Annotated in this window: 12 protein-coding genes and 1 other RNA gene; 9 read left to right on the top strand and 4 right to left on the bottom strand. The window is 65.1% G+C overall.

The window, feature by feature from the left end; translation table 11 throughout:
* The first annotated feature begins 1 nt into the window (after position 1).
* The 4 genes from AMYAL_RS0124295 to AMYAL_RS0124285 all read left to right on the top strand — a co-directional run bounded on the left by AMYAL_RS0124295 (position 2) and on the right by AMYAL_RS0124285 (position 5,593).
* Positions 2-2,875, top strand: a complete 2,874-nt coding sequence (locus AMYAL_RS0124295) for a Z1 domain-containing protein (RefSeq protein ID WP_143267743.1) — start codon at positions 2-4, stop codon at positions 2,873-2,875.
* A gap of 91 nt (positions 2,876-2,966) precedes the next feature.
* A complete protein-coding gene (locus AMYAL_RS0124290; protein ID WP_051137544.1) occupies positions 2,967-4,241 on the top strand; it encodes a DNA cytosine methyltransferase in 1,275 nt (424 codons plus the stop codon).
* Entirely contained in the window at positions 4,211-4,984 is a 774-nt protein-coding gene (vsr, locus tag AMYAL_RS50975) for a DNA mismatch endonuclease Vsr (RefSeq protein ID WP_342364864.1), read from the top strand. The genes AMYAL_RS0124290 and vsr overlap by 31 nt, the downstream gene beginning before the upstream one ends.
* Before the next feature lie 9 nt (positions 4,985-4,993).
* Positions 4,994-5,593 (top strand): hypothetical protein, encoded by a 600-nt coding sequence (locus AMYAL_RS0124285; RefSeq protein ID WP_063712243.1) that lies wholly within the window; start codon positions 4,994-4,996, stop codon positions 5,591-5,593.
* Positions 5,594-5,750: 157 nt separating this feature from the next.
* Here AMYAL_RS0124285 and ssrA read toward each other — a convergent pair.
* Positions 5,751-6,123: a transfer-messenger RNA gene (gene ssrA / locus AMYAL_RS48210) on the bottom strand.
* Between the two features lie 156 nt (positions 6,124-6,279).
* Between ssrA and AMYAL_RS0124280 the strand changes: the two genes are divergently transcribed.
* From AMYAL_RS0124280 to AMYAL_RS0124260, 5 genes are all read left to right on the top strand, one after another.
* The gene (locus tag AMYAL_RS0124280; protein ID WP_020633856.1) at positions 6,280-6,975 is read left to right on the top strand and encodes a sensor domain-containing protein; all 696 of its coding nucleotides are present in this window, start codon (positions 6,280-6,282) and stop codon (positions 6,973-6,975) included.
* Entirely contained in the window at positions 6,972-8,111 is a 1,140-nt protein-coding gene (locus AMYAL_RS0124275; protein WP_020633855.1) for a sensor histidine kinase, read from the top strand. Before AMYAL_RS0124280 ends, AMYAL_RS0124275 begins: the two co-directional genes overlap by 4 nt.
* A 52-nt stretch (positions 8,112-8,163) precedes the next feature.
* Positions 8,164-8,805 (top strand): response regulator transcription factor, encoded by a 642-nt coding sequence (locus AMYAL_RS0124270; protein ID WP_020633854.1) that lies wholly within the window; start codon positions 8,164-8,166, stop codon positions 8,803-8,805.
* Between the two features lie 82 nt (positions 8,806-8,887).
* Positions 8,888-9,139 (top strand): hypothetical protein, encoded by a 252-nt coding sequence (locus AMYAL_RS0124265; RefSeq protein ID WP_020633853.1) that lies wholly within the window; start codon positions 8,888-8,890, stop codon positions 9,137-9,139.
* A 93-nt stretch (positions 9,140-9,232) separates the two neighbouring features.
* Positions 9,233-10,558 carry an acyltransferase family protein gene (locus tag AMYAL_RS0124260; protein ID WP_020633852.1) on the top strand — a complete coding sequence of 442 codons (1,326 nt, stop codon included), beginning with the start codon at positions 9,233-9,235 and terminating at the stop codon, positions 10,556-10,558.
* On the opposite strand, the gene AMYAL_RS0124255 is transcribed toward AMYAL_RS0124260, so the two are convergent.
* Genes AMYAL_RS0124255 through ftsX form a run of 3 tightly spaced genes read right to left on the bottom strand, consistent with a single transcriptional unit; the run spans position 10,548 to position 12,869 of the window.
* Positions 10,548-11,444, bottom strand: coding sequence for an amidohydrolase family protein (locus AMYAL_RS0124255; protein ID WP_020633851.1), 897 nt, complete (start codon positions 11,442-11,444; stop codon positions 10,548-10,550). The two genes, AMYAL_RS0124260 and AMYAL_RS0124255, sit on opposite strands and share 11 nt — an antisense overlap.
* A complete protein-coding gene (smpB, locus tag AMYAL_RS0124250; RefSeq protein WP_020633850.1) occupies positions 11,441-11,923 on the bottom strand; it encodes an SsrA-binding protein SmpB in 483 nt (160 codons plus the stop codon). The genes AMYAL_RS0124255 and smpB overlap by 4 nt, the downstream gene beginning before the upstream one ends.
* 52 nt (positions 11,924-11,975) lie before the next feature.
* Positions 11,976-12,869, bottom strand: a complete 894-nt coding sequence (gene ftsX, locus AMYAL_RS0124245) for a permease-like cell division protein FtsX (protein ID WP_020633849.1) — start codon at positions 12,867-12,869, stop codon at positions 11,976-11,978.
* Positions 12,870-12,877 lie beyond the last annotated feature (8 nt).

Raw genomic sequence — 12,877 nt, 5'->3', positions numbered from 1 at the left:
GATGTCTGACGCCCTGGCGAAGTCCTATCTAGCCGCGCTGGACGCTATGAACCGCAGCGGCCCCAGGAACTTGCGACGCAACGCCCTGGCACAGGCCGACGAGTTCGGGAGTGGCACCGATATATCCGACGCGGCTTTGCGTTCCTATCTCGGCACGTCGTCGCCCTCGGATGACGAGTTGCGCAACGAGCTTCACATCAAGCTCGCCAAGTGGGACAGCGCCCGAATCGAAGACGGTGAATGGACGGCGGGCACGACGGCCAACACCCCGCAACGGCGAGCCGTGATTCTCGCCAAGCTCGGCGTCGATGTGGAAACCGCGCGCCTGTTCGATGTGATGTTCCCCATCCATGCCGGAGACGGCACGGTGGTGATCGCCAAGGAATGGGATCCCTGGTACAGCGAAGACCTCATCCGGACCAGGGACTTCTATTGGAGCCACTATGCCGATCACTTGCGCAACCAGCGCGGATGGGACGAACACGCGATCGCCAGCTTGCATAACGCGACGCGTCACGTCGTGGAGCGACTCAGCGAGCCGACCCGCGCGGAACCGTATCAGGCCAAGGGATTGGTGGTCGGGTACGTGCAGAGTGGCAAGACGGCGAACTTCACCGGTGTCATCGCCAAAGCGGTCGACGCGGGCTACCGACTGATCATCGTGCTGACCGGTACGACCAACATGCTGCGCGAGCAAACCCAGCGCCGGGTGGATATGGAGCTCGTCGGACGCGAGAACATCCTGCGAGGAGTGGACACGGAAAGCGCAGAGGCGCTGTCCGCGGTCGACTACCAGGACGATGACGATTGGCTCAAAGGCAGGTTCGTCGAGCACGGGTGTCGGCCCGCCGACGTCGGCAAACCCGATATTCATCGGATGACCACCCGGTTGTTCGATTATCAAAGCCTCCGCCAAGGAATCTCGGCCCTCGACTTCGAACAACGAGACCGGACGAAGCCACTAAACCACGTCGAGAATCTGCTCTCCGCCGATGCGAGACTGATGATCGTCAAGAAAAACAAGGGAGTTCTTGCCAAACTCGTCAAGGATCTCAAGCGGATAACAGCACGGCTGCATCAGATCCCCGCTTTGATCATCGATGACGAATCGGACCAGGCATCGGTAAACACGACCAACCGCAAACAGCGGCAGGCCGGCAAGGCCAAACGGACCGCGATCAACGCTTTGATTTCCGAATTGCTGGGGATGCTCCCGCGCTGCCAATATGTCGGCTACACGGCCACGCCGTTCGCGAACGTGTTCATCGACCCAGGGGACGCTCAGGACATCTTTCCCAAAGACTTCCTGATCTCATTGGAGCGCCCGCCCGGTTACATGGGGGCGGAGGACTTCCATGATCTGGACTCTGACATCCCGCCTGAGGATCAGACTGTCGAGAACTCCAACGAAAACGCTCACATACGCTCTGTCGATGACTCTGAGCTCGACCGGGATTTGCGCCGTGCGATCGACTTCTTCGTCCTCGCCGGAGCGGTGAAGCTCTATCGCGAGGCACACGGCCACCCGGAGTTCAAACACCACACGATGTTGGTGCACGAAGCGATGCACACCGACACTCACCGGGAGACAGCTCTCCAGATCAAGAAGATCTGGGAGGAAGCTGGTTACTTCTCCACCACCAGCCACCCGAGACTGCGCGCCCTGTTCGAGAACGACTTGCTCCCTGTGTCCTCTGTCCGGGCCGAGGGTCAGGCGACTCCCGCGTCCTTCGAAGACCTCGCTCGCTACATCGGGACGGTCGCACGCCGGACCAGCCCCAGCAAGAACCCTGTGCTGGTGGTCAACAGCGACCAGGACATCGAACAGGACGAAGTGGACTTCGACCGCCATCCCGTATGGCGGATCTTGGTCGGGGGTAACAAGCTGGCTCGCGGCTTCACCGTCGAGGGCCTTACGGTCTCCTACTACGTCCGAACAACGCAGAACGCCGACTCACTGATGCAGATGGGGCGCTGGTTCGGCTTCCGCAAAGGCTACCGGGATCTGGTCCGGCTGTTCGTCACGGACAAGCTCAGGGATGCGTTCGAATCGATTTGCCTGGATGAGCGCAGCTTCCGCGAGGAACTCGCGGCATACGCCGACACCGACGAGAACGGCAGGCCGATTTGCACCCCGGCCGAGGTGCCGCCGTTGGTGAGCAGTCACGGGCTCAGGCCGACGGCGGCGTCGAAGATGTACAACGCGGTCCTAGTCGAACGGCGCACAGGCAGCAAGGAACCCAGCTCCGGCTACCCGACGATGCGGGAGAAGGACGCGCTGGAACGCAACGTCGACGCCTGTGTACCGCTGCTGGCAGCCGCATCCGACCGAACCAGCTTCTCCGACAAGGGGGGCTCGTCATTCGACGCCTTCGTCGGCACTGTGAGCCACACCGACATGGTTGCCGTCCTGAGCAAGTTGACCTGGGCGAATCCGATGACCTTCAAACCAGACCTCGTGTGGATCAGCCGTCTGGGACCGGACGTGATCACGGATTGGCGTGTCGTCGTCCCGCAGCAGCGGAAGGGCAGGCGAGCCGTGTTACGTGGCCAGCAGGCGATAAGTCTGCATGGGCGTGCCGTGGACGACAACGAACGCATCCGAGGCAACTCGACAAGTGCCCACCGGAGCGCGGTCGACGCCCTCGCAGTCGGCAGCACTACGGGCAAGATGATCCTGTACCCGATGGTGGACAAGAATGTGAAGGTACTTGCCGGACACGTGGAGACCGATCCCTCGGGCGTCGTTATGGCGATCGTCCTCAGGCTTCCGGGCGGCGCGACGAAGAACCTCGGCGTCCTGCAATGGCAGACTGTCGATTCCAACAAGCCCTCATACGCGCTCGTCGATGAGCACGAGGCGTCCAGGCAGTGATCGCCTGCTCGACATGGCCGTGTTACTCGACATCGAGCGCCGAGCGGTGCGCTAGGCTTTGCCAGTTACCTCAGCACACAGTGGAGACGAGATGGCAGACCGGACCTCGGTGGAACTATTCGCCGGGGGTGGAGGGTTGGCCATGGCCGTGCACAGGGCAGGCTTCCGGCCACTCTTGCTCAATGAGTTCGCCCGACACGCTTGCGACACGCTGGAGGCGAACGGAGCGAAACCTCGCGGTGAGGATGAATGGGTTCCGGAGCTCGGCCAACCGTGGCCGCTAGTGGCCGGGGACGTGCAGAAGCTTCGGCTGACCTACTTGAACGGCAGGGTCGATGTGCTCGCCGGAGGCCCGCCCTGTCAACCGTTCAGCCTGGGCGGAGTAGCCAAGGGGGACGAGGATCGGCGCAACATGTTCCCTGAACTGTTCCGCGCCATCCGGGAGATCCAGCCAAAGGCCGTCATCTGTGAGAATGTGCGCGGCTTGCTGAGGCCGTCGTTCAAACCTTACTTCGAATATATCCTGCGTGAGCTCAGCCTGCCGTTCCTGGAGCGGGACCCCGATTCGAACTGGGAAACCCACGACGCCGTCCTGCGAGAGACCGACCTCGCCTCAGTCGACCCGACCAAACGCTACGACGTGGTCATGACTCCGGTCAACGCTGCGGACTATGGCGTTCCCCAAATCCGCAACCGGGTGATCATCGCGGCCTTCCGCGCGGATCTCGGTGTGAACCTCGACAGGTTCCGAGACCTTGTTCGCCCCACCCACTCGGAAGCCGCGCTCTTCAGGTCGATCCGCGACGGGCACTACTGGGAGCGGCATCCCGACGTACCCAAGCACGTGCGCGACCGCGTAGAGGCGACTCTGCCGGGAACGATTCCCGTGGATGAACTGTCGCCATGGCGGACGCTACGTGACGCTGTGAACGGCGATGGCGACAACGGGCCATTGCCAAAGATCCCTTGGAATCGCCTCGACCGGCGGGAGTACCACGTGGGTGGTTTCACTGACCACGTCGGGTGGCCAGACGCTCGGATCTACCCCGGTCACACTCCGAACGTTATGGACAGGCCGGCCAAGACCGTCAAAGCGGGGGTGCACGGCGTGCCCGGCGGCGAGTCCGTACTTCTCACCGATGAACGTGTCAAGGACGAGACAGACCCCAGCGGCTACCGCTACCGCCACCGGTATATGACCGTCCGTGAGACCGCGCGAGTCATGACCTTTCCCGACGACTGGAAACTCAGCGGGCCACGTGGCGAGAAGATGCGCCAACTGGGTAACGCGGTGCCGGTCCTGCTCGGGCAGGTGTTCGCCGAGGCGGTAGCCGGATGCCTGGACGAGGCAGTGTCGGCACAGTGATCATGGCGGACCGGGCGTGGAAGGCGCCGACAGGGCGCACCCCGGCCGAGACAACCGCCGAGCAGGACCGCGCGGCGGGTGGCAGGAAAGGCCGTATGGTCGATCTTGGTGCCAGCCGCTACGCCAGGGCATCGGTCGATCTGAGGCTCAACCGGACCGCGACAGAGGTGCTGGCACGCCTACGCTGGTCAGACGGCGGGAAGGCGCATACGCATGAGCTTGGCCAAGTGTCGCGATCGACCCGTGCTCGTAATCTTTCCGAAGGATGGACCATCGCACGTAACTCCGGGCTAGTCACAACGGAGCGGTTGCCGAGCGGGTCATGGGCGTCATCAGCAGGAGCGCGAGCATCGATGCGAGGCAATCGCAGCCGCGACACAGAGCCCGAATTGGCACTACGAAGGCTGCTGCATCGACGAGGCCTACGTTATCGAGTATCCGCCCGTCCGATCGTGGGCTCGCGCCGGACAGCGGACATCCTCTTCCCAAAGGCCAAGGTGGCGGTATTCGTGGATGGCTGCTTCTGGCACGGTTGCCCGGAGCATCACCGACCTTCGTCCGTGAACTCGACTTTCTGGCGAGACAAGATCGAACAGAACCGCAAACGTGACGCTGACACTACAGCCCAGCTGAACACCGCAGGTTGGACAGTGATCAGGGCGTGGGAGCACGAAGACCCGGCGACGACCGCAGACCTGGTCGAAGCCGCGGTGCGGATACGGACGTCGAGAGCTGACGGCTAGGAGGGGCGGATGTCCAAACCAAAGCTTCCGAGTGATCTAAGAGAGAAGGTCTGCCGAGAGCTTTATCGCCAGGTCCACGTCTTGGACTGGGATTCGATGAGTGACCAGCAAAAGACCGAGCAGTATTCACTGTGGGTAGACGATCCCGCGATCGGCGGCGAGCTGGCCGACCACTTCACCGCCGAGGGAATGCGAGTTTGGTTGAAGGACGGCCCGATGAAGGAGTACGCCCGCGCTCTCGAAGGCGTCGGTTCCTACGCGGGCTACGCGATGAAGCGGTTCGTCGACATCGGTGAAACGATCCGTGAGGCGCTGGGGCCGGAGTGGCGAACCGTACCCGGAACGCTCGCGGAAAAGCCGATGCATGTCAACATAACAAACGGCCCCACCACACGGTATGTCTGTTGGGGCCAGCCTCACACGTTCCGCGACCTCCTGTGGGCGGCGGTCCGTCAGGCCATCGTAACGCCGACGACCCCCCTGATCGCGATCACGATGCGCGAGGACAGGTCGGCGAGCGAGGATGACCAGGCCTTCCAGGACAAGGTCGCCGCTCATTGCAGGCTGGATCTGATTCGGGTCACCCGTCGGCTGGTCGACAAGAACTGATCAGACCAGGACACCTGGTATCGGTCCTATCGCCTGGAGCCGGACGGCTGCCCCAACGCTGGCAGGAGAGCAGGGGACCTTTGCTATCGCCTCGCCACCGCGCCAGGTCCTGGCAACGAAAACGGCGAGTGCTCTGTACGAGCACTCGCCGTCTATCCGGTGGAGGTGCCGGGAATTGAACCCGGGTCCTCTGGCGTATCAACAGGGCTTCTCCGTGCGCAGTCCGCTATGTCTCTACTTGGCCCCTTCAGTCACGCGAACAAGCTGAAGTGACGAGCCCAGCCACTGTTTGATTCCCAACCACACCCCGCAGCCGAGTGTGGCGGTAAGCCTCCTAGCTGATGCCGGTGACCGGGTCGGAGGCGACCCCGGACCGACAGAGTTGCTCTACTGCTTAGGCAGCAAGAGCGAACTCGCGCTGGCTCTTAGGCTCGGCGCTTATTGGTTTGCGATGACGCTTACGGTGGTCTCTCGCCTGCACCGGCACGCTTCTCCTGAATCAACGTCCAAAGTCGAAACCGTTCACCCCCTTGGTGGGAACACAACCTCTACATCATAACCCGGTCGGCAACCGGGTTAATCCCGCAGGTGGGGCTAGCCCCACCTGGGAGATGCCCGTGGGCACCATGTCAGCGGACGGCCCCGAGCGCGATGCTTGTGTCCTCGAACCGGAGAGGAGCACGACCATGAGTTCGCTAGCGGCCGAGCGGGAGCTGAGCAGGTCCGATCCGTCGTTCGGCGGCTCGCTCGCCTACCTGCTGATGAACCTGCCGATGGGCATCGTGGCGTTCGCGCTCCTGATGGCGTTCATCTGGGCGGGAATCGGCACGGCGGTCGTCTGGATCGGGTTGCCCATCCTCGCGCTGGTGATCCTGGCGGTCCGCGGCGCGGCCCGGATGGAGCGCGCCAGGGTGTACGCGCTGCTCGACCGCTACATCGACCTGCCGTACCTCCCGCTGCCCGCCGCCGGCCAGTCCGTGCGGTGGAAGGCACGGCTGAAGGACGGTTCGACCTGGCGCGACCTCGGCTACTTCTTCCTGCTCTTCCCGCTCGGGGTCATCGAGTTCGTGCTGGTCGCGGTGTTCTGGTCGACCAGTCTCGGCCTCGCGGGCCTGCCGATCTACTACCGCTTCCTGCCGGGCGGCGAGTACCGCTTCCCGAACTGGGACGTCCCGTGGTTCACCGTCGACTCGACGGTCTCGGCGTTGCCCTGGGCGGCTCTCGGCGTGTTGTGCGTCGCGCTGTCGGTAGCGTTGACGAAAGCGCTGGCCGGGATGCATGCCCGGCTGGCGACGGCGTTGCTCGGCCCGACCCGCGCCCAGCGCCGCCGCCTGGAGGATTCATGGGGCGAGGTTCCGACGATGAGCACGGTGCAGGGATGACGATCGACCAGCAGGTACACCAGGTGGGGATCCCGCGGCCGCGGCCGTTGCGGTCGATCGTCTACATGTTCGTCAGCTTCATCTTCCGGCTGCTCCAGTTCATTTTGATCATCGTCGGCCTGGCGGTCGGCATCGGGACGGCGGTGGTGTGGATCGGCTTCCCGATCCTGATGGCCACGACCAACTTCATCCGCTGGTCCGGCGACCGGGAGCGGGGCTGGGCGCGGAAGATGCTCGAAACCCCGCTCGAGCCGGTCGAGCGCCTCCCCGTCGAAGGGCTTTCGCTGGTCAAGCGCTGGCTGACCCGGCTGACCGACCCGACGACGTGGCGCGACCTCGCCTACCTGATGGTGGCGTTCCCGCTGGCCTGCGTGGAGTTCCCGATCGCGATCGCGTCGATCGTGCTGCTGCCGATGGCGATCTGGGTGACCCCGTGGATCGGGTGGCTGCACGGCAACCTGGCGTACTCGCTACTCGGCCCGAACCGCACCCGGAAACTGGAGCAGAAGGCCGAACACCTGCAGGCATCGCGGGCTCGTGGTGTCGACGCCGCCGAGGCCGAACGCCGCCGCATCGAACGCGACCTGCACGACGGCGCCCAGCAGCGCCTGGTCGCGGTCGCGATGAGCCTGGGCCGCGCGAAGTCGAAGTTCGACCAGGACCCGGACGCCGTACGCGAACTGATCGACGAAGCGCACCTCGACGCCAAGCTGGCGGTGTCGGAACTGCGCGATCTCGCACGGGGCATCTACCCGGCCGTGCTCGGCGACCGCGGCCTCGACGCCGCGTTGTCCGCGCAGGCCGCGAAATCACCGATCCACGTCGACGTCGAGGTGACCGTCGAACCGCGACCGCCCGCCGCGGTCGAGACGACGGCGTACTTCATCGTCGGCGAGACGCTGACGAACATCGCGAAGCACTCGGGCGCGACCGAAGCGGGCGTGAAGGTGTGGCGCACCGACTCGATGGTGATCGTCGAAATCACCGACAACGGGCACGGCGGCGCCGAAGTACGGCCAGGTGGCGGCCTCGCCGGGCTCGCCGACCGCGCGGCCACGATCGACGGCGTGATCACCGTCGTCAGCCCGCCGGGTGGCCCGACCGTGATTCGCGCGGACCTGCCGTGCCAGTGGTGACCCGTTCGTGAGTGAATAGGCCCTGCCGTTCACTCACGAACCTGGGGGCAGGATGCGGGTCGTCATCGCCGAAGACGCTGTGCTGTTGCGCGCGGGGGTGATCCGACTGCTCGCCGACGAGAACATCGAGACCGTCGCCGCCGTGGACAACGGCGACGACCTGCTGGGCGCGGTCAAGGAGCACCGGCCGGATCTCGCGATCGTCGACGTGCGGATGCCGCCCACCTTCACCGACGAAGGCCTGCGCGCGGCGCTGGGTGCCCGTGAGGCCATCCCCGGTCTGCCCGTTCTCGTGCTTTCCCAGTACGTCGAAGAGAGTTACGCCGTCGAGCTGCTGTCCGGCGGCGCGGGCGGTGTCGGTTACCTGCTCAAGGAACGCGTCGCCGACGTCGGAGACTTCCTCGACGCGGTCAAACGTGTCGCCGCCGGCGGTACGGCCATCGACCCGGACGTCATCGCGCAGCTGATGGCCCGAGGCCGCAAGAACCCCCTCGACGCGCTCACCGCCCGCGAATCCGAGGTACTCGGCCTGATGGCGCAGGGCTTGTCGAACACCGCGATCGCGAACTCGCTCGTCGTCTCGCACGGCGCGGTCGAGAAGCACATCGGCAACATCTTCTCGAAGCTCGGTCTCGAAGCGAGTTCGGTGGAACACCGCCGGGTCCGCGCGGTGCTCACTTACTTAGGACGCTGAAGTAGCTCTTGGTGGCGAAGCCGTCACTCACCTAACATGGGCAGACTGTTGGTGAGTGAGGAGTCGAAACCGAGGAGGACCCATGACCGACCGGCCCTCCCATCGCGCCCGTTTCTTCGGCGGGCCCCTCGACGGTCGTGTCCAGGAACTCGGTGACACCGAACCGATCGCGGGCACCGTCCTCAAACACGTCCATCTGCACGACGGGCCGAAGATCGAAACCCGTTACGAACTCGGGCGCGCCGAGGACGACTGCTGGGAGTTCCGGCTGTGTTCGGCGCCGATCCCGGAGCCCGCGCCGCGGCCAGAGCCCGAACCCGACGGTGTGGGGTAGGGAAAACTCCACCTTCGACGGGCGAAAACAGGAAGACCGATACGGCGGTGCGCACCGCTGTTTTCGAAGCCCTGAAGCACCAGGCTCTTTTTCATGCACACAAGCGGGAAACAGGGCCGGGACAGGTTCCTGGACATCGTCCGAGCGGTCGCGATCCTCGCGGTCGTCGTCCAGCACTGGGGTATGCCGGTGCTCTCCTACGCCGACGGGAAGCTGTCCACCGGGAACGCGCTCGCGACGCCTGGCTGGTGGGTCGTCACCTGGCTTTCGCAGGTCATGCCTCTCGTCTTTTTCGCGGGCGGCGCGGCGAACCTGATCTCCCTGTCCCGCGCGGAAAGTTCCCGCTCCTGGCTCGCGGCCCGCCTCAAGCGGCTGATGATCCCGGTGCTGCCGCTGGTGGCCGTCTGGCTGTTCGTCCCGGACATCCTGCGCGGGATGGGCATCCCGGAGCAGCCACTGCAGGTCGGTGGCGCGATCGCCGCCCAGCTGCTGTGGTTCCTGGCCGTGTACGTGCTCACCGTGCTGCTCACCCCGATGCTGGCCGCGGCGCACCGCCGCTGGGGTCTCAAGGTCCCGATCGTGATGCTCGCCGCCGCCGTGCTCGTCGACGTCGCCCGCTTCAACGACCTCGGCCTGATCGGTTTCGCGAACGCCGTCTTCGTCTGGATGGCCGTGCACCAGCTCGGTTTCCACTACACACAGGGCCGACTCGGGTCGCTGAGCCGCAATGCCGCGCTGGGCATGGCAAGTATCGGATTCGGGATCACCGCGCTGATGGTCGCCTTCGGCCCGTACCCGGCCAGCATGATCGGCATGCCGGGCGCCCCGGTGTCGAACATGAGCCCGCCGACCGTGCTGCTCGCCTTCCTCGCGATCGGCCAGATCGGGCTCCTGCTGGCCTTCAAACCGCAGCTGAACGCCTTTGCCGCCCGACCGAACCTCGACGCCGCCCTGAAGTGGATCGGCCCGCGGTTCATGAGTGTCTACCTGTGGCACATGCCGGCGCTGATCGTCGTGTCCGGTATCGCGGTCTACGGCCTGGGGTACGAAACGCCCGAACCGGGTTCCGTGCTGTGGCTGACGATGCTCCCGGCCTGGCTCGGCGCCTGCGGGATGGTGCTTCTCGGTCTCCTGCGGCTCTTCGCCCGCTTCGAAACGCAGGCGTCCGGCCCGGCCTCGACCGCTCAGACGCCTCAGCTCGTCCTGGCCGGACTGGCGATCGCCGGCGGTCTGCTCGGGCTGGCCGCGCACGGTTTCGCGCCGCTGAGCGACGGTATCGCGCAGGGCCCGGTCCCGTGGGTGGCGCTGGCGACGGGTGGATTCCTTCTGGCGGGCAAGCAGATCCCGGTCACGGACCTGGGAGCGCGACTGCTCGGCCGGGCGGTCTCCGTCACCGAGGTGGCGCAGCTCAAACGCTGAGCAGCTTCGCGGGGGTGTCGTGCAGCACCGCCCGCAGAAAAGGCTCACCCAGGCGATCGTCGGCTGCCCAGCCGGCGATCGCCTGCAGCTGTGTGGCGTAGGAGTACGGGATGTTGGGGAAGTCGGTGCCGAGCACGACGCGATCCGGGAACTGCGCCAGCAGATCCGTCCAGTCCGGCGGGAGCGGGTTGCCGCGCAGGGTGAACTCCACCCCGACCATGGTGGTGTCGAGGTACACGCGCGGATACTTCCGGGCCAGCTCGAACGCGAAATCGATCTCCGGCATGCCTGCGTGCGCGAGCACCAGGGTCAGGTTCGGATGCCGCACGAGGATCTCTTCGAACAACCGTAGCCCGGTGTAGGCGCCCTTCAACGGACCGTGTCCACAGTGGACGACCACCGGGACACCCGCGTCCGCCAGCGCGCCCCAGACGCCGTCCAGCAGCTCGTCACGCGGGTCGTAGGCGCCGACCTGGACGTGCGCCTTGAAACAGCGGGCGCCGGCGCGCAGCGCGTTGTCCACAACGGACAGTGCGGACGGTTCCGGATAGAACGTGCCGGTCGGCACGGCGTCCGGGACGCGTTCGGCGAACTCCAGCGCCCAGGACGTCAGCCATTCGGCCATCCCCGGCTTGTGCGGATAGACCAGCGGCGCGAACCTGCGCACGCCGAACGAGCGCAGGGTTTCGACGCGCTCTTCCTCCGACGTGCGGTAATACACCGGCCAGGCCATGCCGTAGTGCTCCTCGGCCTGGTCGAAATAGGCCCACACCTTGTCCATGACCGGCTTCGGCAGGAAGTGCAGGTGCAGGTCCACGAGCCCGTCGATGCCCAGCGCCGAGATCCACTCGGGGATCTCGGCGTCCGAGGCTGGCCCGTGGATCAATCGTTGTACCGGCCCTTCAGCGCCCGGCCCATGGCCCGGCTGATGGTGCGGTCCGCGTCCCGCTTGGCGATGTCCTGACGCTTGTCGTAGGACTTCTTGCCCTTCGCCAGCGCGATCTCGACCTTGACCTTGCCGTCCTTGAAGTACATCGCCAGCGGGACCAGCGAGAGCCCGCTCTCCTTGGTCTTGCCGATGAGCTTCTCGATCTCCTGGCGGTGCAGCAGCAGTTTCCGGGTGCGCCGCGGCGTGTGGTTCGTCCAGGTGCCCTGCACGTACTCCGGGATGTGCACGTTGCGCAGCCAGACTTCGCCGTCGTCCACCGTGGCGAACGCGTCGGCGAGTGATGCCCGTCCTTCACGCAGGCTCTTCACCTCGGTACCGACGAGCACGAGACCGGCTTCGTAGGTGTCGAGGATGGAGTAATCGTGGCGAGCCTTGCGGTTCGACACGATCACCTTGTGTCCACGTTCCTTGGGCATAGTGGCGACTCTACGTGAGTTTCTGTGTTCGGGCAGGTGGTTATCGGGGCGGCTAGTGGCGCACGTACAGGCGCAGCGTCACATAGCCGGTGATCGCCGAAATGATGACCGAGACGGCGAGCAGGATCGGCGCCACCGGGAACAGCAATTCGAGCATGCCGACCGCGGGGAACACGTCACCGGTGAGCACCAGGTCGAGCAACAGCACCTTGGTGAGCACGAGGAAGACGATCCCGATGATCGCACCGACAAGGCCGGCGACCACCGCCTCCAGGAGGAACGGCAGCTGCGTGTACCACCGGGTCGCGCCGACCAGCCGCATGATGCCGACCTCGGTGCGCCGGGTGAACGCCGACACCTGGATCGTGTTGGCGATCAGCAGCAGCGCGGCGATGGCCATGATCAGCGCGGCGCCGAACGCCAGGTTCCGCACACCGTTGAGCGCGTTGAACACGCGGTCCAGTGCCTTCTGCTGGTCGTCGACCTTGCTGACGCCGGGTTTGCCGGTGTACTCCTGGATGATCGCCTGGCTGCGCTCGGGGTTCTTCAGCTTGACGTGGAGCGACGCGGGCAGCGCCTCCGGGCCGGTCAGCGCGAGCAGTTCCGGCTGGCTCTCGAACATCTTCTTGAACCGCTCGTAGGACTGCTCGCGGTTCTCGAACACGACCGACTCGACGCCGTCGTTGGCCTGCAGGTCCTGGCGCAGCGACTGGCAGGCCGACTGCGAGCAGTTCGGGTCACCCGAGCTGATGTCGTTGACCAGATAGACCGAAACCTCGACGTCGGCGAGGAAGTTGGCCTTCATCTTGTCGATCGTTCCGACGGCCAGCAGACCGAAGCCGAGCATGGCGAGGGAGACCGCGGTGGTGAGGACCATCGCGATGGTCATCGTGACGTTCCGGCGCAAGCCGGTGACTACCTCGCTGAAGACGAAACTGGCGCGCATCGGGGTTG

This window comes from Amycolatopsis alba DSM 44262, assembly GCF_000384215.1.
Taxonomy (GTDB): Bacteria; Actinomycetota; Actinomycetes; order Mycobacteriales; family Pseudonocardiaceae; genus Amycolatopsis; species Amycolatopsis alba.
This window is presented reverse-complemented; position numbering and strand designations above follow the sequence as displayed.